Source organism: Streptomyces sp. NPDC024555 (assembly GCF_055559335.1).
Genome location: NZ_JBVHKV010000001.1, coordinates 474,312 through 494,992 on the forward strand (window position 1 = coordinate 474,312; position 20,681 = coordinate 494,992).

21 protein-coding genes are annotated in these 20,681 nt (G+C 71.4%); 11 read left to right on the forward strand and 10 right to left on the reverse strand.

The features are described from left to right. Positions 1-59: 59 nt before the first annotated feature. On the reverse strand, positions 60-506 hold the full coding sequence (locus ACZ4FH_RS01915) for a hypothetical protein (protein ID WP_467301607.1): 447 nt from the start codon (positions 504-506) through the stop codon (positions 60-62). Next, positions 503-769 carry a hypothetical protein gene (locus tag ACZ4FH_RS01920; RefSeq protein ID WP_467301608.1) on the reverse strand — a complete coding sequence of 89 codons (267 nt, stop codon included), beginning with the start codon at positions 767-769 and terminating at the stop codon, positions 503-505. The genes ACZ4FH_RS01915 and ACZ4FH_RS01920 overlap by 4 nt, the downstream gene beginning before the upstream one ends. 195 nt (positions 770-964) lie before the next feature. On the opposite strand from ACZ4FH_RS01920, the gene ACZ4FH_RS01925 reads away from it, so the two are divergent. Continuing rightward, on the forward strand, positions 965-1,573 hold the full coding sequence (locus tag ACZ4FH_RS01925; RefSeq protein ID WP_467301733.1) for a DUF6461 domain-containing protein: 609 nt from the start codon (positions 965-967) through the stop codon (positions 1,571-1,573). 28 nt (positions 1,574-1,601) lie between these two features. Here the strand turns inward: ACZ4FH_RS01925 and ACZ4FH_RS01930 are convergent, their stop codons facing one another. Further along, positions 1,602-2,057 carry a VOC family protein gene (locus ACZ4FH_RS01930; protein WP_467301609.1) on the reverse strand — a complete coding sequence of 152 codons (456 nt, stop codon included), beginning with the start codon at positions 2,055-2,057 and terminating at the stop codon, positions 1,602-1,604. A gap of 209 nt (positions 2,058-2,266) precedes the next feature. Between ACZ4FH_RS01930 and ACZ4FH_RS01935 the strand changes: the two genes are divergently transcribed. Beyond that, entirely contained in the window at positions 2,267-2,677 is a 411-nt protein-coding gene (locus tag ACZ4FH_RS01935) for a hypothetical protein (RefSeq protein WP_383631697.1), read from the forward strand. Further along, on the forward strand, positions 2,674-4,830 hold the full coding sequence (locus ACZ4FH_RS01940; protein WP_467301610.1) for a tetratricopeptide repeat protein: 2,157 nt from the start codon (positions 2,674-2,676) through the stop codon (positions 4,828-4,830). The genes ACZ4FH_RS01935 and ACZ4FH_RS01940 overlap by 4 nt, the downstream gene beginning before the upstream one ends. A gap of 21 nt (positions 4,831-4,851) precedes the next feature. Here ACZ4FH_RS01940 and ACZ4FH_RS01945 read toward each other — a convergent pair whose 3' ends face one another. The 4 genes from ACZ4FH_RS01945 to ACZ4FH_RS01960 all read right to left on the reverse strand — a co-directional run bounded on the left by ACZ4FH_RS01945 (position 4,852) and on the right by ACZ4FH_RS01960 (position 7,374). Continuing rightward, a complete protein-coding gene (locus tag ACZ4FH_RS01945; protein ID WP_467301611.1) occupies positions 4,852-5,703 on the reverse strand; it encodes a methionyl-tRNA formyltransferase in 852 nt (283 codons plus the stop codon). A gap of 98 nt (positions 5,704-5,801) precedes the next feature. Next, on the reverse strand, positions 5,802-6,413 hold the full coding sequence (locus ACZ4FH_RS01950) for a DUF6879 family protein (RefSeq protein ID WP_467301612.1): 612 nt from the start codon (positions 6,411-6,413) through the stop codon (positions 5,802-5,804). Then, the gene (locus ACZ4FH_RS01955; protein ID WP_467301613.1) at positions 6,406-6,675 is read right to left on the reverse strand and encodes a hypothetical protein; all 270 of its coding nucleotides are present in this window, start codon (positions 6,673-6,675) and stop codon (positions 6,406-6,408) included. The genes ACZ4FH_RS01950 and ACZ4FH_RS01955 overlap by 8 nt, the downstream gene beginning before the upstream one ends. Before the next feature lie 258 nt (positions 6,676-6,933). Next, entirely contained in the window at positions 6,934-7,374 is a 441-nt protein-coding gene (locus ACZ4FH_RS01960) for an ATP-binding protein (RefSeq protein ID WP_467301614.1), read from the reverse strand. A gap of 550 nt (positions 7,375-7,924) precedes the next feature. Here ACZ4FH_RS01960 and ACZ4FH_RS01965 point away from each other — a divergent pair. Next, positions 7,925-8,776: a helix-turn-helix domain-containing protein gene (locus ACZ4FH_RS01965; RefSeq protein WP_467301615.1), complete on the forward strand. Its 852-nt coding sequence runs from the start codon at positions 7,925-7,927 to the stop codon at positions 8,774-8,776. Between the two features lie 31 nt (positions 8,777-8,807). Further along, complete coding sequence (locus ACZ4FH_RS01970; protein WP_467301616.1) at positions 8,808-9,014, forward strand: DUF397 domain-containing protein; 207 nt, start codon at positions 8,808-8,810, stop codon at positions 9,012-9,014. A gap of 32 nt (positions 9,015-9,046) precedes the next feature. Here ACZ4FH_RS01970 and ACZ4FH_RS01975 read toward each other — a convergent pair whose 3' ends face one another. After that, complete coding sequence (locus ACZ4FH_RS01975) at positions 9,047-10,069, reverse strand: NADP-dependent oxidoreductase (protein ID WP_467301617.1); 1,023 nt, start codon at positions 10,067-10,069, stop codon at positions 9,047-9,049. A gap of 80 nt (positions 10,070-10,149) precedes the next feature. On the opposite strand from ACZ4FH_RS01975, the gene ACZ4FH_RS01980 reads away from it, so the two are divergent. The 4 genes from ACZ4FH_RS01980 to ACZ4FH_RS01995 all read left to right on the forward strand — a co-directional run bounded on the left by ACZ4FH_RS01980 (position 10,150) and on the right by ACZ4FH_RS01995 (position 15,754). After that, positions 10,150-11,043: a LysR family transcriptional regulator gene (locus ACZ4FH_RS01980; RefSeq protein ID WP_467301618.1), complete on the forward strand. Its 894-nt coding sequence runs from the start codon at positions 10,150-10,152 to the stop codon at positions 11,041-11,043. Positions 11,044-11,223: 180 nt separating this feature from the next. After that, positions 11,224-12,891 (forward strand): MFS transporter, encoded by a 1,668-nt coding sequence (locus ACZ4FH_RS01985; protein WP_467301619.1) that lies wholly within the window; start codon positions 11,224-11,226, stop codon positions 12,889-12,891. A gap of 233 nt (positions 12,892-13,124) precedes the next feature. Further along, positions 13,125-14,507, forward strand: coding sequence for a KamA family radical SAM protein (locus ACZ4FH_RS01990; protein WP_467301620.1), 1,383 nt, complete (start codon positions 13,125-13,127; stop codon positions 14,505-14,507). Beyond that, positions 14,504-15,754, forward strand: a complete 1,251-nt coding sequence (locus ACZ4FH_RS01995) for a pyridoxal phosphate-dependent aminotransferase (RefSeq protein WP_467301621.1) — start codon at positions 14,504-14,506, stop codon at positions 15,752-15,754. Before ACZ4FH_RS01990 ends, ACZ4FH_RS01995 begins: the two co-directional genes overlap by 4 nt. 82 nt (positions 15,755-15,836) lie before the next feature. Here ACZ4FH_RS01995 and ACZ4FH_RS02000 read toward each other — a convergent pair whose 3' ends face one another. Further along, entirely contained in the window at positions 15,837-16,106 is a 270-nt protein-coding gene (locus tag ACZ4FH_RS02000) for a phosphopantetheine-binding protein (RefSeq protein WP_467301622.1), read from the reverse strand. Positions 16,107-16,221: 115 nt separating this feature from the next. Here ACZ4FH_RS02000 and ACZ4FH_RS02005 point away from each other — a divergent pair, with 115 nt between their 5' ends. Together ACZ4FH_RS02005 and ACZ4FH_RS02010 are read left to right on the forward strand one after the other, a co-directional pair. Continuing rightward, positions 16,222-17,829, forward strand: a complete 1,608-nt coding sequence (locus ACZ4FH_RS02005) for an AMP-binding protein (protein WP_467301623.1) — start codon at positions 16,222-16,224, stop codon at positions 17,827-17,829. A 127-nt stretch (positions 17,830-17,956) separates the two neighbouring features. Beyond that, entirely contained in the window at positions 17,957-19,552 is a 1,596-nt protein-coding gene (locus ACZ4FH_RS02010; RefSeq protein ID WP_467301624.1) for an outer membrane protein assembly factor BamB family protein, read from the forward strand. Between the two features lie 67 nt (positions 19,553-19,619). Here ACZ4FH_RS02010 and ACZ4FH_RS02015 read toward each other — a convergent pair whose 3' ends face one another. Further along, positions 19,620-20,585 (reverse strand): ACP S-malonyltransferase, encoded by a 966-nt coding sequence (locus ACZ4FH_RS02015; protein ID WP_467301625.1) that lies wholly within the window; start codon positions 20,583-20,585, stop codon positions 19,620-19,622. Positions 20,586-20,681 lie beyond the last annotated feature (96 nt).

A 20,681-nucleotide genomic window follows, 5' to 3' on the forward strand; every position in this document is an offset into this window, starting at 1 on the left:
CCGTTCGCTCGTGGGCCCGTGGGCCCGTGGGCCCGTGGGCCCGTGGGGCGGGCTTCCCCTCAGACCCTCTGAACGTGGACGCGATGGCCCGCGAGAAGCTGATTCATGTCATCCGTGTCCGAGGTGAAGACCGTGGCCTCGGCCCCTTGAACGGCTTCTCGGCCGGCGACGGCCGCCAGGACGGCGTCGATGGCGTACTTGTGCCCATGCAGACCGGCCGTTCTCAGCATGTCGCGGGCCATCGCGATGATGTGGTCATCCGTGTGCACGACACGGATCCGGGAGAGCGTCCAGTTCCACAGTGTCTGCTTCGCCCCCTCGCGCGGGTTCCATGCCTCCAAGGTGGTGAGCGCCGAGGTGATGACGGGGATGTCGAGCCCGGGGGCCGCCTTGAGCAGTGCGGTCATGTCCCGGTCGCCCAGGACGGCCTTGGAGAGCGCCTCGGAGTCGAACACGAAGACGCGCTGCCGAGGCCGGAGCGTCTTGGCCCGCCCGGTTCGGCTCACGCCGCTTCGCCTGCGGTCCGGTGCTGCTCGTCGTGCCAGGCATCGATGGCCGCGACGCGGTCCAGGGCCGCCTGCTGCTCGGCGTCCGTCACGGCACCGTGCTCCTCCTCCAGGCGGTCGGCCAGTTCGCGCAGCCGGTCCATCGCATCCTGGTGAGCCGCGGCAGCCGCGATGTAGGCGGACACCCCACGAGCGTCGACGCGCTCCTTGATCGACTCCACCAGCTCGTCCGGCACGGTGATAGTGATTTTCCTCGTCGCCATACTTCGAGTATGCCACGCTGCGGGGTGATGGGGGCAGCCTTCTGTGCCGCACTGGGGCCATGGCGGGGGCGACGAGGGTCACGCACAGACGCGGGCCCGAGGTCGATTCCGGCGCTTCACTGTCTCGCGGGGGACCATCCGGATACGATCCGGCGGGCAGAGTCCGGAATGGGGCGGGGCAGAGCAGTGAACGAGATGACCTGGGCGGCGGATCTGATGTGTGTCACCTTCACCCGGGGCCTGGAGCCCGCCGAGGTGTTCGCCCGCTACGGTGCCGACCCGGCCCACGCCCGCTCGCTGGACGCGGAGAAGGCATCCGACCTGCTCACCGGTGAGGCAGAAGCCGAAGCGGTGTCGCTGCTCAGGTCCGGCAGGCTCGGCGACTGGTCCTTCTGCGTCGAGGAGGACGGAGTGATCGGGTCCTGGCCGGAACCCCTCGCCGCCTTGTCCCGGGGGACCGAGACCTACAGCGTCCTGTCCACCGACGGCCTCGCCGTGTTCCAGCACTGGCGGGACGGCGCGTGTGTGGAGAACTTCGAGCCCGACATGCCGAGTTCCCGTCCCGAGGGCCCCAGCGAGTGGTGGGACGGCATCCAGGAGGCCCTGGCCGCCGAGGACGGCTCCGGAATGAGCCCCGTCGTCGCTCTGGTCCTCGACCGTCTCGCGCTCCGCCTGGACGACGCCACCCTGGACGCCGCGTGGCCCACGCTGACGCTCTCGGAGGATGACGCTCCAGCGGCCTCACGAGGCAGTTCCTACGCAGGCGAAGGCCCGGTTCCGCCGGGCGCCATCGAGGTTCTCTGATCTCCTCGGCCCCCGATCTGCCCCGCCCTCACACCACGTCGAACTCGTTCCCCTCCGGATCCCGCATCGCCGCCGCGAAGAAGCCCATCTCCCGCTCGTCCCGGAACTCGACGACGGTGGCACCGGCCTTGACGAGCCGGGCGGCCATGGTTCTGACGCGTTCGGTGCGGACATCGAGGGGGACGTCGCGGCCGCCGCCGACCTTGAGGTCCAAGTGCGAGCGGTTCTTGACGGTCTTGGCCTCGGGGACCTGCTGGAACCAGATCCGGGGTCCGTGGCCGGCGGGGTCGACGATGGACTCGGGGAGGTCGCCGGTGCCGGGCGGCAGCTCCTCGGCGGGCACGCCCATGTCCTGCCAGTAGGCGCGCCAGGTGGCGTGGCCGGCGGGCGGGGGCTCGGGGACGTAGTCCAGTGCCTCGGCCCAGAAGGCCACCATTCGCTGCGGGTCGGCACAATCGATGGTCAGCTGCACGGTCATCTCCATCCGTGCAGCCTCCCAGAAGGGTCTGACAACCGGCCCGGCCGAGACGCCGTGGCGCCCGCACCGGCGGGGCGGACCCCGAAGCCGGGGGCGCTTCCGCCCCGCCTCGGCGGCCTGTCCGACCGTGCGGTGTTCACTCTCCCGCCCGGTGTACCGCCACCGTCACGGCTCCCTAGAGTGGAATTCCGGGCCGGAGCGAGGGAGGACGAAGGATGGACGCGGAGATCACCCTTTTAGCAGGCACCGCCGGGACGACGATTGCGGCGCTGCTGGCGACCGACACCTGGAACGGCGTGCGGAACGGCGTGATCACGCTGTGGCGGCGTGTCCGGCCGGACCATGAGGAGCAGGTCGCCGCCCAACTCGACGCGTCGCGACGGGACCTGCTGGGCGCGCAGCACGACGGGGACGAGGAGACCGGGCGGGAGGTCGCGGCGGAGTGGCAGGGCCGCATGCGCCGCCTGCTCGTCGCCCATCCCGAACTGGTGGCGGAACTGCGCTCCCTGCTGACCGAGCTGGATCCCGGCACATCCGTCCCACCGGCCGTCACCCAACGTGCGACCGCCTCCGGCAGCTCCCGCGTGTACCAGGCCGGCCGCGACCTGAACATCGACCAGCGGTGACCGGGCGCAACGACGGTCGGGCCGCTGATCAGGCGCGGGTCTACCAGGCTTCCGGAGACCAGCACATCACCGAGCACCACCACCACAGCGTCGCCTGGACCGGCCCGGACTCGGTGAGGCACCCGCCCATCGGCCGGGCCCCCGCGATCCTCAGGGATCGCTCCGAACTCGTCGGGCGCCTCAGGGAGGCGGTGGCCGACGACGCCGGAGGCACCGTGTTCGTCCTGCACGGACTGGGCGGCTGCGGGAAGACGGCCGTGGCCTGCGCACTCTTCGCGTACGCCACCCGTGAACGCGGACGTCTGGGCCTGTGGGTCAACGCCTCCGACCAGGCATCCCTGCGGGCCGGGATGCTCGCTGTGGCCGCCGACCGCGGCGCCGGGGACGGCGAGCTGATGGCTGCGCGCAACGGTTTGCGCGCGGCCGCGGATCTGGTCTGGGACTGTCTCGACCGGTCCGACGTGCCGTGGCTGCTGGTGCTGGACAACGCCGATGACCCGGCGGTGCTGCGGGACGGCGGGTGGCTGCGCACCAGCCCGCGCGGAACCGTTCTCGTGACCACACGGCAGGCGGCCGGCCACTGGTGGCCCGCAGCCGAGCTTCTGTACGTGGATGTGCTGCCCCGCGAGGAGGCCGCGCAGGTGCTGAGTGACCTCGCCCCGGGAACGGGCTCCGCTGAGGATGCGGCCGCCATCGCCGACAGCCTCGGCCGCCTGCCGCTCGCCCTGACCCTGGCCGGCGGATTCCTGGCGCATCAGGTGATTGTCCCCTGGACGATGGAGGAGTACGGGCGCCACCTGCGAGAGCGCCCGGACCCCATCGAGTTGATCGACCAGGGAGCCACCGACACGGGCGACGACTCACGTCACCTGGTCAGCGGAACGTGGCAGCTTTCGCTGAACTCCCTGGCCGGACAGAACCTGCCCGAGGCCGTCACCCTGCTGCGCCTGCTGGCCTGCTGGTCCAACGACCCGCTGCCCCTGTCGCTACTGGCCCACGGCGGAGGCAACCTGCCACTGCCCGCCGGCCGGGTGGAGCTGGCGCTCCGAGGGCTGCTCGATCACTCGCTCACCGAACTCGTCCCCGGCGACATCCGCTGCCTGCGCACACACGGAGTACTGCTCGACAGCGTCGCACGCGCCATTCCGGCCGACGAACGCGACCAACTCACCTCCGCGGCGGCCGCACTCCTCCTGCACGCCCTGCCCGCGGCACCGGAACGCGGCCTGCGTGACAGTCTGCTCACCCCCCTCGCGCCGCACGTCCTGGCGCTGCTCCGCCGAGTCACCAACTGTCCCGAGGCCACCGACAGCACCGCCGAGTCCGCGGTGACCTGTGCCCTGCGCCTGGTGACGGCCCAGCACCGATCCGGCGATTACGCCTCTGCGCTGGACGCGGCCCGGCAGGCGACGGCTCTCGCACGACGACGGCTGGGAGACGATCACCTGCTGGTGCTGCGCCTGCGTCAGCGGATCGGGAAGGCGACCGATCGTCTCGGGCGCCTTGAGGAGGCCGCGAATCTCCACCGTGCGCTGCTCGGAGACCTCGAACGGGTGTCGGGTCCCGAAGCACCCGACACCCTGACCACCTGCCTCCACCTGTCCCGTCCACTGGTCTGGCTCGGCCACCTGACGGAGGCGCTGCAGCTGATGCACCGTGCGGTGGAAGGGAGAACCGCGCTGCTGGGGCCATGGCACCCGTTGACGCTGGAGGCGAGAACGTGTCTGCTCGAACTGCCCCCAGGGCTGGATCTGGACCGTGAGGTGCTCACCGGACCGGACTTGGTCGCGGACTGCCGCCGCGAGCTGGGCCCTGACCACCCGATCACCCTGTCGGCCGACCTCAACTGCGCTGGAGCGCTGCTCAACACTGGAAGGCATGCCGAGGCACTGCGGTCGGCCCGCCGTGCGCTGGCGGCGCACGAGCACCGGTTCGGCGCCGGCTACCCCATCACGATGGCGGCACGGAGCCTGCTCAGCAGCGCTCTGCACGCGGTCGGCGAGAACCGGGAAGCCATCGAAGAGGCGGAGGTCGTCAGGGAGTGGCGCGAGCAGGTCCTGGGCCCGGATCATCCGTGGACGAGGGCGATCCGGGACAAGCTCGGGCGGTACCGGCGCTCCCTGGCGGAGACCACGCAGGACGGCGCGACCTGACACCCGGTGGCCCGGCGCCGTTCAGGAGTCCGAGTCCGCCACCGGTGCGGACTCCGTGATCCACAAGGGACCGTCTGCGCACATCACCTCGATCCCCTCCGCCGGCCGCAGCGATGTGCGCAGAACTCGCAGCCGGTGGCCGGCGACCCCGGCCACCGGTCCGGATCGCCCCGAACTGCCGAACCGGACGGCGCGCACCTGGTTGTGGACGTCAGCCCTCGGGGCGCTCCAGTCGATCTGCGAGAACTCGGGTTCCATCCAACCCGCGTAGGTGGCCGCATCCTCGTCCTGGGGCGCACCGGGGAGTCCGGTCACGGCCTGTGAGAGCGCGACGGGCAGAAGGCGCTCGATGGATCGGTCGACCTCTTCCCACAGCAACCGGGGGACGACGTCGTCGCCCAACACGATCCCTGCCTCCTGGGCCAGGATCCCGCCGGAGTCGAAGGTGCTGTCCATCCAGTGGATGCTGACGCCGATCTCCTTGTCGCCGTTCCTGATCGCCCAGTTCACCGGGAGGGGGCCCCGGTACTTCGGAAGCATCGACGTGTGCACATTGATGGCACCCAGAGCCGTGGCCCGGAGCACCGTCGACGGCAGCTTCCAGGGGAATCCGTAGCAGACGACGAGATCGGCCTGATACCCCGCGACGATGTGCGGCAGCATGCCCTTCCGCCCCGGAATCAGCAGGTCCATCCCGTCCGGCAGTGCATCGACGATCTCGCCGACGACATCGCCCGCACCTTGACGTGTCGGCTCGCCCGGCCGCAGCGACCGTGCGTGCAGGTAGGCGACGGGCGTGTGCCCGGCCTGCTCGCACACACGGTGGAGGAGGGCGAATCCCTGTGCGGAGTACGAGATGAGGATGATGCGCATGTGCAGCCCTTGTGGTGTGACCGGCATGAGCCGGGATGTCTCACGCCCCGGTGACCGGCACTCCACCGGTGTTCCGGGGCGACCGTTCGGGGTTCGGGTCAGGGAACGGCCGGAGGAGGCATTCCGGCGACCCGGCGGCTGAAGAAGTCCCCCAACGGCTCACCGGCCCGATGCATCTCCTGGATCGCCTGCCGGCACCGGAGGATGTCGTCCGGATCGTCGAAGCGGACAGCACCGGCGAGTTCCCCGTCCTCGTCGTAGAGCACCTCGTACATCACCGAGGATCCGAGGACGACGATCTCCGGAAGTGGGCGCGGCGTTTCGTACGGGCGGATTCCGTTGTCGCCGAGAACTCTCGTGTCCTCCCCATACTGGGCCTTCAGGTGCAGCAGATGGAGTTCCCACTGGAGGTACGGCGAGACGGGTTCTTCCACGCAGCGGACGCGGTGGAGGGCGAATCCACTGGCAGCGATGCGCCGGAAGTACTCCTCGTAATGTCCCCGCTGTCCTTCGAGCAGCGCCAGGGACTCGTCCCAGTGCCCGGCGTGGAAGGCTTCCCAGCTCTCCACCCCGGGTTCCCGGAAGGTCTGCTGGCGTTCGAGCTTCCAGAACCCCTCGGAGCCGGAGTGCCAGAAGTGGCGCCCGAAGTCCTCGGTGTAGTCGTCGAGCCCGAGGCGAAGGCCCGGCCCCTCCGGCCGTGGGTTAAGCATCGGGAAGGTCTGTCTTCGCGGCGGCCGCGGTCCGGCGGGGGATGACCACGATCCGTTCGCCGGGGCCGATGGTGAGGCCCGGGGGGAGGGCGGGCAGGTAGGAGTCGGTGAGGTCGCGGCCGACGACGGCGATGTCACCGTTCTCCAGTTCCCAGATGTCCGGGCATCCCTGCTCGCCGCCCGTGGTTCCGAGCTCGGCGGGAGATCTGCCCAGACGGCGGACCGGCGGTGAGGAAGGATCGGGTTCCCAGGGCCGCGTCATGACGGATCTCCATTCAGTCGCGTCGAAGGTAACCAGGATCACAGGTGCCGCAACGCCGGGCACCGATTTCCGGCCAGGCGAGGGCAGCGACCCACCCCAAGTCGTGGGTCGCCCTCGACGTTCTGTGCCTCGCCCGACCGCACGCACACCGGTCGGGCAGCCCCCGAAACCGCGAGACGCGTCAATGGGGCTACGGTCCGCCCGACCGGTGCGGTGGGTCACCCGGCTCGTCGCGTTGCGGCGGCCCAGGCCCGAGATCTATGGCATGCCGTCGCCGTCATCACCGCTCCCGGGCGACGGGCCGAGCCGCAGTTCCGCCCAGACGACCTTGCCGGGGCCGTTGCGTTCGCCGAATCCCCAGGCGTCCGAGAGCGCACGCACGAGCAGGAGGCCCCTGCCCTCACACGCGTCCACGTCCGGTTTCCGTTCCTCCGGTGGCATCTCCGAGGCGTCGTGGACCTCGATGCGGAGACCGTCCTGCACCGGGACGAAGCGGGTCTCGATCTCCCGGCCGGGCGAGACCCGCGCATGCCGACCGGCGTTCGTCAGCAGCTCCGACAGCACCAGCATCGCGGAGTCGGTCAAGGGGGTCAGCCCCCAACTCTCCAGCGCGGCACGCAGTTCGGCACGTGCTCGGCCGACGCAGCGCGGGTGTCGGCTCCAGCGCCGGATCACCGCCGCCTCCGAAACGGTGCTCATCAGCGCATCACCACGCCGTACACCACGCTCGGCCCGGCGGTGATCCCCTGCCGTGCCGAGCGACGTGCCCGCCGTCGTTCCCGGTGCCACCGCTTCTCGGCCCGTTCCCAACGGCCGTAGGCCGCGTACGAGAACGGGCCTTCGGTCGGGCGTGGTTGGGGGAGCGAGAGGGGTGCGGTCCGGCTGATCAGGAGGCGGCGGGCGGGTGGTTCCGACCCCGGCCCCGTGGTCGGGCTGGGGACGTTGCCGTGGGGGACGCGGGGGATTGGCCGTCCGAACACTCGGGCTAATGCCCGGCGCATAGAATTCAGCATGTTGACGCTCCTTCGAAGCGTTGACCATGCCCCCGGACCGTGCCAGCGGTCGCGGGGGCACTTTCCTGCGCGCGCTGGCGCAGCGGTGGTTACGCAGCGCCGCACGTGGGGACGCTGCGTGACCTTGAGGTAGGAGTCCTCCGTGTGTGCGCATTCCGCAAGCGACTCTTTGGAACTTGTTCCATGATCTTTACTGGTGGCTACACTCGCCATCTACGCCGGACCGAGGGGGAGTTATGCCCGCTTCACGCCCAACCGTCCGACGGCGGCGGCTCGCCGCGCTGCTTGTGGGGCTGCGTGAGCAGGCCGGCAAGACCCCGGAGATGGCCGCTGAACGCATCGGATGCCATCGCACGAAGATCAACCGGATCGAGAACGCGCGTCTGGGCATCTCGCTCGGTGAACTGCGTGACTTGCTGCGGTTCTACGGGGTCGAGGACTCGGCGCAGGTGGATGAAGCCGTCGCCCTCGCGCGGCGGAGCCGGGAACCCGGTTGGGTCCAGCGTGCGGGGCTCGCGCGTCCCTCGTACACGGACTTCATCGACTACGAGCGCACGGCCGACTACGTGCGCTCCTTCCAGAACAGCTTGGTTGCCGGACTGCTGCAGACCCCGGACTATGCGAGAGCCGTGCTGTCGGCGTCGCCTTCCACGCTGGGGCAGGACGAGGTCGACGCCCTGGTGACGGCCCGGATGAAGCGTCAGGAAGTACTGGAGAGGGCTGAGCCACCAAGGCTTTGCGTGATCGAGGGTGAGGCTGCGCTCCGGCTGCAGGTGGGTGGGGCGTCCGTGATGCGTCAGCAGCTTGAACACCTTGCGACGATGGCGGAGCGTCCGAACATCGAGGTCCAGGTCATTCCCGACCGGGCGGGGGCTCATGCGGGGCTGGCCGGGTCGTTCGTCCTCTTCGGCTTTCCCGCGTCATCGTTCTCCGACGTGGTGTGCGTGGAGCACCGGACCGGGACGCTGTACATGGAGAGGCCGGAGGAAACGAGCGAATATACGCTGATCTTCGACTCCTTGCGCTCCATCGCGCTGAGTCCCAAGGACAGTTTGGATGCGATCGCCAGGGCGCATCGCGAGCTGTGACGGGCGTGACTTCAGGAAGGGCCGAAGAGGCATGAGCACTCGTAGATTTGAGTGCGCCGCGTGGCGCACGAGTAGTTACAGCGGCCAGGGCGGCGACTGCGTCGAGGTCGCCGATGGTGTCGCCGGCCTGGTGCCGGTGCGGGACAGCAAGGCTGTCCACGGTCCCGTACTGGCCTTCTCCACGGTGAGTTGGATGCCCTTCGTCGAAGCTGTGAGGGGAGACGCCTTCGGCGGTTGATCCCCGCCTGCCCCGGGACCCCGGTGGGGGCGTCACACCCCCGCGCGGACGATCATCTTCCCCACGTTGTCGCCCCGCAGCGCCCCCAGGAAGGCGGCGGGCATGTTCTCGAAGCCGTCGACCACCGTTTCCTGCGGGACGAGGGCGCCGGAGCGGATGTGGGGGACCGCGAAGTCCTCCAGGAGGGGCTGGGCGTCCATGTGGTCGCGGACCAGGACGCCTTCGAGGCGGAGGGACTTTCCGACCACGTCGAAGAGGTTGCGGGGGGCGGGCGGGGGTGTGCCGAGGGAGTGGTACTGGGCGATCGCGCCCACCCAGGCGATGCGGCCGAAGTCGCGCAGGGAGCCGATGGCCGCCTCCAGGTGGTCGCCGCCGACGTTCTCCACGGCCGCGTCGAGACCGTCCGGGGCCGCCTCGGCGAGCAGGGCGGGGACCGGGCCGTCGTGGTAGTCGAAGGCGGCGTCGAAGCCCAGCTCCTTCACGAGGCGGTCGACCTTCAGCGGTGATCCCGCGCTGCCGACGAGGCGGCCCGCGCCCATCAGCCGGGCGAACTGGCCCACGGCCGTGCCGACGCCGCCCGCCGCGGCGGACACGAAGAGGTCCTCTCCCGGCTGGAGCCGCAGCGTGCGGGTGAGGGCCACGTACGCGGTGAGGCCGGTGCCGCCCAGGACGGAGAGGTGGGCGGTGAGGGGGACACCGGTGTAGCGGGGCAGCACCCGTACGGACGAGGCCGTCACCAGGGCGTGGGTGCGCCAGCCCTTGCGGTGCAGGACGAGGTCGCCGGGGGTGAGGGACGGGTCGGCGGAGGTCAGGACGCGGCCGATGGTGCGGCCTTCGAGCGGTGCGTTCAGATCCCACCAGCTCTCGCCGCCGGGAAGACCGGCCTGGTCCATCAGTTCGCGCATGTAGGGGTCGACGGACAGCAGGACGTTCTCGACCAGGGCCGTGCCGGGCGACGGGGCGTCGAGTACGTGCTCGGTGAGGGCGAAGTCCGACAGGGACGGGAATCCGGAGGGGCGTGCAACCTGGTGCACGGCCTGTGCTGTGATCGTCATGGCCACGACGCTACGGAGGACGTCCGGGCTCGGGCAGACCGTAACGCTCATGGCTCCACCGCTGGACATGAAAGGCGCTCATGGCCGAACTCACCCCCGCCGAGCTGCGCATTCTGCTGTCCGTGCGGGACGAGGGCGGCTTCACCGCCGCCGGGACCGCCCTGGGCCTGACCCAGTCCGCCGTCTCCCACGCCGTCCGCGCCATGGAGCGCAAGCTCGGCGCGGTCCTCTTCGACCGCGCCCGCACCGGGGCCGTGCCCACCCCGGCCGGTGAGCGCGCCGCCGGGCACGCCCGCCGGATCCTGCGGCTGTACGAGGTGATGGCCGCCGAGGTCCGCGCCGACGGCCCCACCGGCGCCGCGCTGTCCGGTCCGCTGCGTGTGGCCGCCTTCCGCAGCGCGGCCCTCCATCTGCTCCCGGACGCCCTGGAGCGGCTGACCCGGCGCCACCCCGGCCTCGTCCCGGAGGTCCGGGTGGTCCGGGACATCGGGCCCGGCCCGGCCGGTGAAGCGGCCGACGGGCGCGCCGATCTGGCGATCGCGACGCTCGGCGGCTCCACGCCCCTGCCGGCGGGGCTGATCACCGGCGATCTGCTGGAGGAGCCGTACGCCCTGGTCCACCCCCGCGGCCATCCGGCTCCCCGCACCCTGCCGCTCGTCGACTGGCAGGAGAACTGCTCCTCCTACACCGCCGCCTGGTGGTCCGCCCAGGACTGGCTGCCCCCCGCCACCGTCACCGCCGAGGACGACGGAACCGTTCTCGCCCTGGTCGCCCAGGGCCGGGGCATGGCCGTCATGCCCGAACTCTCCCTGCGCGACGCACCCCCCTCCGTCGAAACCGTCGACCTAGGCCCCGACCGCCCCACCCGCCGCATCGGCTACGCAGCGACACCCGAACTGGCCCGCACGGCGGGGGTCCGCGCCCTCGTACGGGAACTGCGAGCGACGGGGGTGGGGCGGCCGCCGCGGGGGTGATCGGGGCACGCGCCCGCCCGACGAGCGGGCCGGGGGCCACCGCAACCCCGCCCCACCCCCATCCCACCCCTACTCCCGGCCGTGTTGGCACCCCTGATTCCGGGAGCTGCGGGCCCCTACGCGCGGGTACGTCCGTTCACTGGTAGGTACGTTCCCTCCCCCCAGCATTGGACCGTCCACATGACCAGCTCCCCGAGCGAGAACAACACGAACGGACCGGAGACCCGAGCGGGCCGCAAGGAGTGGATCGCCCTCGGCGTTCTGCTGCTGCCCGTGCTGCTCGTCTCCATGGACCTGACCGTCCTGTACTTCGCGATTCCCTCGATCAGCGAGGACCTGCGGCCGACCAGCGGGCAGCAGCTGTGGATGATCGACATCTACGGGTTCGTCCTGGCGGGGGTCCTGCTCACGATGGGCGCGCTCGGCGACCGCATCGGGCGCCGGCGGCTGCTGCTGATCGGGGCCGTGGTGTTCGGCGCGGGCTCGCTGCTCGCGGCGTACGCGAACAGCCCGGAGATGGTGATCAGCGCGCGGGCGTTCCAGGGCATCGGCGGGGCGACGCTGATGCCGTCCACGCTGGCGCTGATCCGGAACCTGTTCCCGGACCAGACGCAGCGGCGCACCGCGCTGGCCGTCTGGTCGACCGGGATGGCCGCGGGCGCGGCGCTCGGGCCGGTGGTCAGCGGGGCGCTGCTGGCCGGGTTCTGGTGGGGCTCGGTGTTCATCATCAATGTGCCCGTGATGGTGCTCCTGCTGGTGGCGGGGCCGTTCCTGCTGCCGGAGTTCAAGGACCGGGCGGCCGGAAGGTTCGACCTGATCAGCGCGGTGCTGTCGCTGGCCGTGGTGCTGCCGGTGATCTACGGGTTCAAGAAGATCGCGGTGGACGGGTTCTCGGTGACGTACGTCGTCGCGATCGTGGTGGGGCTGGCGATCATCCCGGTGTTCCTGCGGCGTCAGCGCACCAGCAGCGACCCGATGGTCGACGTCTCGCTGTTCCGCAACCGGGCGTTCGGCGCCTCGGTCACCGTCAACATGCTGGCCTGCTTCACCCTGGTCGGGTACTCGCTGTTCTCCACCCAGTACATGCAGTCCGTCCTCGGCATGAGCGCGCTGAAGTCCGCGCTGTGGACGATCCCGGGCACCATCGCCGTCGGCGCGGTCGTGCCGGTCGCGACCGTGCTCGTGCGGACCGTGAAGCCCGCGGTCATCATCGCGAGCGGTTTCGGGCTCGCCACCGTCGCCCTGCTGATGCTCACCCAGGTCCCCGACGAGGACGGCCTCGTCCTCATCCTCATCGGCATCATCGCGCTCGCCGTCGGGCTCACCCCCGTCCTCACGCTCGTCACCGAGCTGGTCGTCGGACAGGTGCCGCCGGAGCGCGCCGGGACCGCGTCCGCGCTGCTCCAGACCTGCCAGGAGCTGGGCGGCGCCCTCGGGGTCGCCGTTCTCGGCAGCATCGGCGCCTCCGCCTACCGCAACAGCTCCGCGCTCGACGGCCCGGCCGGGGTGCCGGCCTCCGCGCTGGACCAGGCCCGGGAGACCATCGGCGGTGCGCTGGCCGCGGCGGCCCGGCTGCCCGGTGAGGCGGGCGGGAACCTCGTCGACGCGGCGCGGTCGGCGTTCACCACCGAGGTGCACGCCGCTTCGCTGGCCGGGGCCGTCGTGATGGCCGGGGCGGCCGTGGTGGCCGTCGTCGGGCTGCGCTCCGTCCAGCACGACAACGCCACCGCCGCGGCCGGGGCCGACGCCGTCGAGCCGGGCGCCGGCGCCGGGGAGCCGGTGGCCGAGCGGGCGGTGCGGGCGTCCGCCTCCTCCGGGGCCCAGGAGCCCGGCGCCGGACTGGCGTAGCACCCCACCCCTTCACGGGGCCGAGACCAGCCGTCCAGGGACGCGTCCCCCGTCGCCCCTGGGCGGCTTCCCCATGCCCGAACTCAGGTATGAAGAAGGGGAGTTGACCGGGGCGACCTAAGGGTTCGGCTGGGGTCGGTTCTGGGGTCCGGTGGCCGATTCGCGTCCATAGCATCGCTTCGTGTTCGAGCACTCGCTCGAACGGCCGGGCACCAGGCTGGAGGAATATCCGCATGTCCCTGCTGGTAACCGATTCTGCCGAGGCGGCACGGTTCCGCGCCTACGGACCACGGCAGCTCGACGAGATCGCCGACCGCCACGGCCTGCCCGCCGACCTTCGCGAGACCGTCCGACTGGTGTCGATGGTGCTGCCGTTCCGCGTCAACGCCTATGTGCTGTCGGAGCTGATCGACTGGGACCGGATACCCGACGACCCGATGTTCCAGCTGGTGTTCCCCCAGAAGGGGATGCTGACCGAACAGAACGAGCGCGATCTCGCCCGGCTCTCCGCCGACCCGTCCTCCAAGGTCGCCCTGCGCGCCCTCGTCCAGCAGATCCGCGGCCGGCTCAACCCGCACCCCTCCGGGCAGAAGGCGCTCAACGTCCCCAGCCGCGACGGCGTCGAGATCCCCGGACTCCAGCACAAGTACCGCGAGACGGTCCTCTACTTCCCGAGCCAGGGCCAGACCTGCCACGCGTACTGCACCTACTGCTTCCGCTGGGCCCAGTTCGTCGGCGACAGCGAACTGCGGTTCGCCGCCCCGGACCCGCGCGGGCTGATCTCCTATCTGGAGGCCCACCCGGACGCCGGCGACGTCCTCGTCACCGGCGGCGACCCGATGGTGATGACCACCGAGCGGCTGCGCGGCCATCTGGAGCCGCTGCTGTCGCTGGAGAGCGTGCGGACCATCCGGATCGGGACGAAGTCCGTGGCGTACTGGCCGCAGCGCTACGTCACCGACCCCGACGCGGACGACGTCCTGCGGCTCTTCGAGAAGGTCGTCGCCTCCGGGCGCAACCTCGCCGTCATGGCCCACTTCAGCCACCCCCGCGAACTGGAGACCGACCTCGCGCGCCGCGCGATCGCCCGCATCCGGTCCACCGGGGCGCTCGTCTACTGCCAGGCCCCGCTGATCGCCAAGGTCAACGACGACGCCCGGGTGTGGGCCCGGATGTGGCGGGCCGAACTCGCCGCCGGGGCCGTGCCGTACTACATGTTCGTGGAGCGCGACACCGGTCCGCACGACTACTTCAGGGTGCCGCTCGCCCGTGCCGCGGAGATCTTCCGCGACGCCTACGCGACCCTGCCGGGCCTCGCCCGTACGGTGCGCGGGCCGGTGATGTCCGCGACGCCGGGCAAGGTCGCCGTCGACGGCGTCGTGGAGCGGGCCGAGGGGCTGTTCCTCCAGCTGCGGATGCTCCAGGCCCGCGATCCCTCGCTGGTCGGCCGCCCGTTCCTCGCGCACTACGACGCCGACGCCGCCTGGCTCGACGAACTGCGCTTCGACCACTCGGTGCCCGAGGACATCGCCCGCGCGGTCGTCGGCCCGGTCCGGTCCGGCGAACCCGAACTCTTCGGCAGCCGGGCCGTCGCCCCGGCGGGGAGGCAGTCATGAGCGGCAACGGCATGTCCCCGAACCTGGCGCTCAACCAGCTGGTCGCCGAACGGCAGGCCGCCGGTGAGCCCCTGGTCCACCTCGGCTTCGGCGAATCGCGGCTGCCCGCCTTCGCCCCGCTGGTGGAGCGGCTGGCGGCCGGGGCGCGGCGCAACGCCTACGGTCCGGTGGCCGGTTCGCCCGGGGTACGGGCCGCCGTCGCCGGGTACTTCGACCGCCGCCGGCTGCCCACCGACCCGGACCGGATCGTCGTCGCGCCGGGCAGCAAGCCGCTGCTGATGGCGATCGGGCTCACCGTCCCCGGCGATGTGCTGCTGCCGCGCCCGGCCTGGAACACCTACGCCCCGCAGGCCCGGCTGGCCGGCAAACGGCCGATCGCGGTGCCGATCCCCGAGGAGTGCGGAGGGGTGCCGGACCCGGCCGTGCTGCGCGAGCACATCCGGGCCGCCCGCCGGCTCGGCCACGACCCGCGCGTCATGATCCTGACCCTGCCCGACAACCCGACCGGCACGCTCGCCCCGCCCCCGACGATCCGCGCCCTGTGCGCGATCGCCGAGGAGGAGGACCTCGTCATCGTCTCGGACGAGATCTACCGGGACGTCGTGCACGATCCGGACGCCGGCTACCTCAGCCCGGCCGAGGTGGCGCCCGAGCGCACCATCGTCTGCACCGGGCTCAGCAAGAGCCTGGCGCTCGGCGGCTGGCGCATCGGCGCGGCCCGCTTCCCGGACGGCCCGTGGGGTGCCTCGGTGCGCGACGGGGTGGTCTCGGTGGCCAGCGAGGTCTGGTCGACGCTCGCCGGGCCGATGCAGGAGGTCGCCGCGTACGCCTTCGGCGAGCCCGAGGAGATCCGCGAACGGCTGCGCCACAGCGCCCGGCTGCACGGCGCCGTCGCCCGCGAGGTCCACCGGATCGCCGTCGGCGCGGGGGCCCGCTGCCGGCCGCCGACCGGCGCGTTCTACGTCTACCCCGACTTCGAGCCGGTCCGCGAGGAGCTGGGCAAGCACGGGGTGACCGACTCCGCCTCGCTGGCCCGGCGGATGCTCGACCACGGGATCGTGGTCCTGGCCGGGCACCTCCTCGGCGACGAGCCCGGCGCGCTGCGCTTCAAGTGCGCCACGAGCATGCTCTACGGCGAGACGGCCGCCCAGCAGGAGCAGGCGCTGGCCGCTCCGGACCCGGTCGCCCTGCCTCATGTGCGCGCGGTGCTCGACCGGGTGGAAGCGGGGTTCGGGCGGCTTTTATGACGGCCGTCCCGCGTGGCGCCTCCATGAGACCGGCCCGACCGGGAAAGGAATTCCCTGTCGGGCCGGGCGGGGTAGCGCTTTCTCAGGCGGCAGATTCTGTCTTGGTGATCAGGGTATTCCAGAGGATATCCGGGCTGGCGAAATTCTCCAGCTTCAGGGCATCGTCGAGGAAGCGCACGGAATAGGCGCTCTCCAGCGCCGCGAGCAGCTCGATCGTGCCCATCGAGTCCAGCCCGAGTTCCTTGAGCTGGGAATCGTCGGACAGTTTCTCGCCCGGCGAGAGATAGGGCAGGAACGGACGGATGACGGCCTCGAAGGCTTCGTCCCAGGTGTGATTCGCGAGTTCTGGCATAAGGGAATGATGAAGGCGCCCGTCGACGGCTGTCAATGTGTCACGGAAAGGTCCCGGGAATGTCCGGGAAGGTCGCTTGAATGTCCCGATCAAGTGCCGGGGAATGAGGAGCGGAATGAATTCAATGGCGTCGGGGGCGCTGCACGCGCGCTTCCTGCGGGGGCTGGAGAAGTCCCCGGACGGTGTGGCGGTCCGGGTGGGCGAGGACACCGTCGACTACACCACGGCCCATGAGACGGCACTGGCCTGGGCGGGGGCGCTCCTGGCCGCGCCCGGCGGTCCGCCCGGCGCGATCGGCATCCTGACCGGGCGCGGCACCACCGCGTACCTCGCGATCCTGGCGAGCCTGTACGCGGGCCTGCCGGCCGTGCCGATGCCGGCCGACTTCCCGCCCGGGAAGATCGTCTCGATGCTGGACGCGGCCCGGGTCTCCGCCCTGGTCGTGGACGAGGAGGGCGCGGCGCTGCTGGCCGGCGGACTCGGCGCGGAGCTGGGGGAGCTGCCGGTGCTGGCACCTCATCTGGACGCGGCGGGGGCGCGGGAGCTCGCCGGTGCCTCGGGGCTGCCGGTGCCGGTGGCCGGTGCGGACACCGCCCTGGCGGAGCCCCGGTCCGTGACGCCCGAGGACGTGGCGTACATCCTGTTCACCTCGGGGTCCACCGGCCGTCCCAAGGGGGTGCGGCTCACCCACGGCAACACGGCGCACTACTTCGCGCTGATGGACGCCTGGTACGACTTCACCGCCGACGACGTCTTCTCGCAGGCCGCCGGGCTCAACTGGGACTCGGCCGTCTCGGACCTGTGGTGCGCCTGGGCGGCGGGCGCCCCGCTGGTGTCGGTGCCGGCGCACGCCTACCGGGACCTGCCCGGTTTCGTGGAGGCCCACGGCATCACGGTGTGGTTCTCGGCGCCGAGCGTGATCTCGCTGTCCCGGCGCACCGGCCGGCTGGTGCCCGGTTCGATGCCGTCGCTGCGCTGGACGTACTTCGGCGGCGAGGCCCTCCAGTTCGACGACACCGACGCCTGGCAGCGGGCCGCCCCGGACTCGGCGGTGATCAACGTCTACGGGCCGACCGAGATGACCATCACCACCCACCGCCACCGCTGGTCGCCCGAGGAGTCGACGCGGCTCGGCGTCAACGGGGTCGTACCGCTCGGCCTGCTCCACGACGGCCACGGCGAACTGCTCCTGGACGAGCGGGGCGCGGAGGCGGAGTCCGAGGGCGAGCTGTGGCTCTCCGGCCCGCAGCTGTCCGCCGGGTACCTCGACCCGGAGGACGGGCGCGGCAAGTACCTGGAGCGGGACGGGGCGCGGTGGTACCGCACCGGGGACCGGGTGCGCCGGCTGGCCGGGGGCGAGCTGGTCTACCTCGGCCGGATGGACTCGCAGGTGCAGGTCCAGGGCTACCGCGTCGAACTGGCCGAGGTCGAGCACGCGATGCGCGGGGCCTGCCCGGTGTCCGGGGCGGTCGTGGTCGGCGTACCGGTGGCCAACAGCACCGAGCTGGTGGCGTTCTACCTCGGCGAGGAGCACCCGCCGCGGGAGTTCCACCGGGAGCTGGCCGCCGTCCTGCCGCCGCAGCTCATCCCGCGCCACTACCACCGGCTGGACGCGTTCCCCCTCAACACCAACAAGAAGACCGACCGGCTGGCGCTCACCGCGCTGGCCGCCGAACGGCACGGCGCCCCGGCCCCGGTCCCCGTACCGGCGCACGCCGCCTGAGTCCGGCGCGGGCCGTTCGAGAGGCCCGCGCCGTTCGGGACCCGCCCCGGTGGGCCGCCGCCCCTCGGAGCCTTCGCACGTATCTCCGGAACCACCGTCACCACCGTCCTCAGGAGGACAGTCAGTCATGTTCACAAGACTCCGGTCGTCGCACCGAACGGCCCGCAGGTTCACCCTGTTCGCCGCCGTGGCGATGGCGACCACCCTCGGCGCCGCCCAGTCCCAGGCGTGCGCGCCGCAGGCCGAGTGGTCGACCGGCGGCCACGACCTGGCCAACAGCCGCTCCGCCTCGGCGGAGCACACGATCACCACGGCCAACGCGAGCCGGCTCAAGGCCAAGTGGACGTACGCCACGCACGGCGACGTGTCGGCGACGCCGGCGGTCGTGGACGGCGCGGTGTACTTCCCCGACTGGGGCGGCTATCTGCACAAGATCAACGCGAAGACGGGCCAGGAGATCTGGTCGCACAAGGTCTCCGAGTACACCGGTGACCCGGCCTCCGTCTCCCGGTCCAGCCCGACGGTGGTGAACGGCAAGGTCTACATCGCCGACTGGACCAAGGCGCTGCTGATGTCGGTGGACGCCCGGACCGGGAAGCTGGTCTGGAAGAACGAGATCGACACCCAGTACAAGGCCGTGCTGACCCAGTCGCCGGTCGTGCACAACGGGGTCGTCTACCAGGGCGTCTCCTCGCGCGAGTCCGAGGGCGCCTACGACCCGTCGTACCCCTGCTGCACCTTCCGCGGCAGTGTGAACGCCATCTCCGCGGCCACCGGCAAGGTGCTGTGGCGCCAGTTCACCACCCCGGACAACGGCGGCAAGCCGGGCGGCTACAGCGGCGTCGCCGTCTGGGGCACCCCGGCCCTGGACCCGTCGACGAACACGGTGTACTTCACCACCGGCAACAACTACACCGTCCCGCAGTCCGTCTCCGACTGCCAGACGGCCGGCGGCACCCCGCCGACCTGCTACGCCGAGGACAACTACGTCGACACCGTGCTGGCCCTGGACATGACCACGGGCCGGATCAAGTGGCACACCGGCGCCAAGCGGTTCGACGCCTGGAACACCGGCTGCCTGCCGGGCCTGCCGCCGAACAACTGCCCGCCGAACCCGGGCTACGACTACGACTTCGGCGACGGCGCCCACCTGTTCACGATCAAGGGCGCGAACGGCCGGGCCCGCAAGGTCATCGGCGCGGGCGAGAAGAGCGGCGAGTACTGGCTGATGGACGCCACCACCGGTGAGGTCGTCTGGAGCGCGGCGGCCGGTCCCGGCGGACACGTCGGCGGCATCGAGTGGGGCACCGCCAACGACGACAAGCGGATCTACCTCGCCGAGGCCAACTTCAACAAGCTCGACTACCAGATGGCCGACGGTTCGACGACGAACCGCAGCTCCTTCGCCGCGCTCGACCCGCAGACCGGCAAGATCCTCTGGCAGGTCGAGGACCGCACCGACGGCTTCGCCTGGGGCGCCCTGACCGCCGCGAACGGTGTCGTCTTCGGCGGCTCCACCAGCGGTCACATGTACGCGTTCGACGGCGCCACCGGGCAGTACCTGTGGGAGTTCACCGCACCGTACTCCTCCAACGCGGGCCCGGCCGTCGTCGACGGCACCGTCTACTGGGGCAACGGCTACGCCCGGTTCGCGGACGGCGCCGGCACCACGGGCAGCAGCACCGAGGGCACGTTCTACGCCTTCACCGTGGACGGCAAGTAACCGACGCACGGGAGGGGCCGGCGCCTTCGGGCGCCGGCCCCTCCCGTCGTGTGCGGGGCGGTGCAGATCAGGCGGCCACCGGCATCCGGCGCCGCTCCGGCCGCATCGCCGACCGGGGCGTCACCGGGAGCACGCCGAAGTTCCGCGTGGTGCAGCCGACCCGGGTGAACAGCCCGTCCGCGCCCGAGACGCACAGCCGCTCCACCCCGGCCTCCTTCAGCGCGTCCACCACCGACGGCCAGCGCACCGTGCGCACGAAGCCGTCGAGCAGCATGTCCCGGACGCCCTCACCGGTGGTGACCGTCCGGCCGTCCTGGTCCGCGATCACCGGCAGCCGGGGATCCGACCAGGTCAGCGGGGCGAAGATCTCCTCGGCGACCCGGTCGCGCAGCCCGTCGAAGAGGTATGAGTGCATCGGCGGCTTCATCGTGTACATCGCCATCCCGCCGAGCGCCCGGATCCGGCGCTGGAGCCACTCCAGGACCGACTCGTGGACGGTCAGCATGGTGAAGTCCTCGTCCACGACGCAGGAGACGTCGCTCCACTCGCCGCGTTCCTCCAGCTCCCCGCGCAGCAGCTCCACGCCCTCCCGGCCGACCCGGGCGATCGACTGGGTGACCAGGGCGGGGTGCTCCCGGGTGAAGTAGTCCTCCATGGTGTCCGCGAGCCGGGCGGTCATCGTCACCGCGTCCTCGAAGCCGAGGACCCCGGAGTGGACGGCGGCGGCGCGGGCGCCGAAGCTCGGCCCCGTCACACAGACCGGGTCGATCCCCATCCGCTCGGTCGCCCAGCGGCCCAGCGCCAGGCAGTTGACCACGAACGAGATCTGCCCGTAGAGGGAGTAGTCGCCCTCCGCCCGCTGGTAGCGGTCGGCCAGCCGGTAGCCGAGGGTGTCGTCGGCCCGCGCGAACAGCTCGCGCGCGTACGGGTTGACCAGCATGAACCGGCCGACCTCGGAGAAGGCCGTCGGCTGCATGCCGGGGAAGACGATCGCCGTCTTCGGCGCTCCGGCGCCGTGGGTGTGAGTGTCCATGCGCCGAGCGTGGCCCGCGCCCGGGGCCGGGAGCACCCCTGCCGCCCCCTGAGTCGGGGAGCGCGCACGGCGGCGCAAGCGAACCTTAAGCGCGGT

What these genes read in the sequence shown, in the direction of transcription:
- ACZ4FH_RS01965 (WP_467301615.1), top strand. Translation starts at nt 7,925, where the DNA reads ATGCCCGCTTCACGCCCAACCGTCCGACGGCGGCGGCTCGCCGCGCTG.
- ACZ4FH_RS01950 (WP_467301612.1), bottom strand. Translation starts at nt 6,413, where the DNA reads ATGCTTAACCCACGGCCGGAGGGGCCGGGCCTTCGCCTCGGGCTCGAC.
- ACZ4FH_RS01975 (WP_467301617.1), bottom strand. Translation starts at nt 10,069, where the DNA reads ATGACGATCACAGCACAGGCCGTGCACCAGGTTGCACGCCCCTCCGGA.
- ACZ4FH_RS01960 (WP_467301614.1), bottom strand. Translation starts at nt 7,374, where the DNA reads ATGAGCACCGTTTCGGAGGCGGCGGTGATCCGGCGCTGGAGCCGACAC.
- ACZ4FH_RS02000 (WP_467301622.1), bottom strand. Translation starts at nt 16,106, where the DNA reads ATGCCAGAACTCGCGAATCACACCTGGGACGAAGCCTTCGAGGCCGTC.
- ACZ4FH_RS02015 (WP_467301625.1), bottom strand. Translation starts at nt 20,585, where the DNA reads ATGGACACTCACACCCACGGCGCCGGAGCGCCGAAGACGGCGATCGTC.
- ACZ4FH_RS01935 (WP_383631697.1), top strand. Translation starts at nt 2,267, where the DNA reads ATGGACGCGGAGATCACCCTTTTAGCAGGCACCGCCGGGACGACGATT.
- ACZ4FH_RS01995 (WP_467301621.1), top strand. Translation starts at nt 14,504, where the DNA reads ATGAGCGGCAACGGCATGTCCCCGAACCTGGCGCTCAACCAGCTGGTC.
- ACZ4FH_RS01925 (WP_467301733.1), top strand. Translation starts at nt 965, where the DNA reads ATGACCTGGGCGGCGGATCTGATGTGTGTCACCTTCACCCGGGGCCTG.
- ACZ4FH_RS01955 (WP_467301613.1), bottom strand. Translation starts at nt 6,675, where the DNA reads ATGACGCGGCCCTGGGAACCCGATCCTTCCTCACCGCCGGTCCGCCGT.
- ACZ4FH_RS02005 (WP_467301623.1), top strand. Translation starts at nt 16,222, where the DNA reads ATGAATTCAATGGCGTCGGGGGCGCTGCACGCGCGCTTCCTGCGGGGG.
- ACZ4FH_RS01920 (WP_467301608.1), bottom strand. Translation starts at nt 769, where the DNA reads ATGGCGACGAGGAAAATCACTATCACCGTGCCGGACGAGCTGGTGGAG.
- ACZ4FH_RS02010 (WP_467301624.1), top strand. Translation starts at nt 17,957, where the DNA reads ATGTTCACAAGACTCCGGTCGTCGCACCGAACGGCCCGCAGGTTCACC.
- ACZ4FH_RS01980 (WP_467301618.1), top strand. Translation starts at nt 10,150, where the DNA reads ATGGCCGAACTCACCCCCGCCGAGCTGCGCATTCTGCTGTCCGTGCGG.
- ACZ4FH_RS01930 (WP_467301609.1), bottom strand. Translation starts at nt 2,057, where the DNA reads ATGGAGATGACCGTGCAGCTGACCATCGATTGTGCCGACCCGCAGCGA.
- ACZ4FH_RS01970 (WP_467301616.1), top strand. Translation starts at nt 8,808, where the DNA reads ATGAGCACTCGTAGATTTGAGTGCGCCGCGTGGCGCACGAGTAGTTAC.
- ACZ4FH_RS01945 (WP_467301611.1), bottom strand. Translation starts at nt 5,703, where the DNA reads ATGCGCATCATCCTCATCTCGTACTCCGCACAGGGATTCGCCCTCCTC.
- ACZ4FH_RS01985 (WP_467301619.1), top strand. Translation starts at nt 11,224, where the DNA reads ATGACCAGCTCCCCGAGCGAGAACAACACGAACGGACCGGAGACCCGA.
- ACZ4FH_RS01990 (WP_467301620.1), top strand. Translation starts at nt 13,125, where the DNA reads ATGTCCCTGCTGGTAACCGATTCTGCCGAGGCGGCACGGTTCCGCGCC.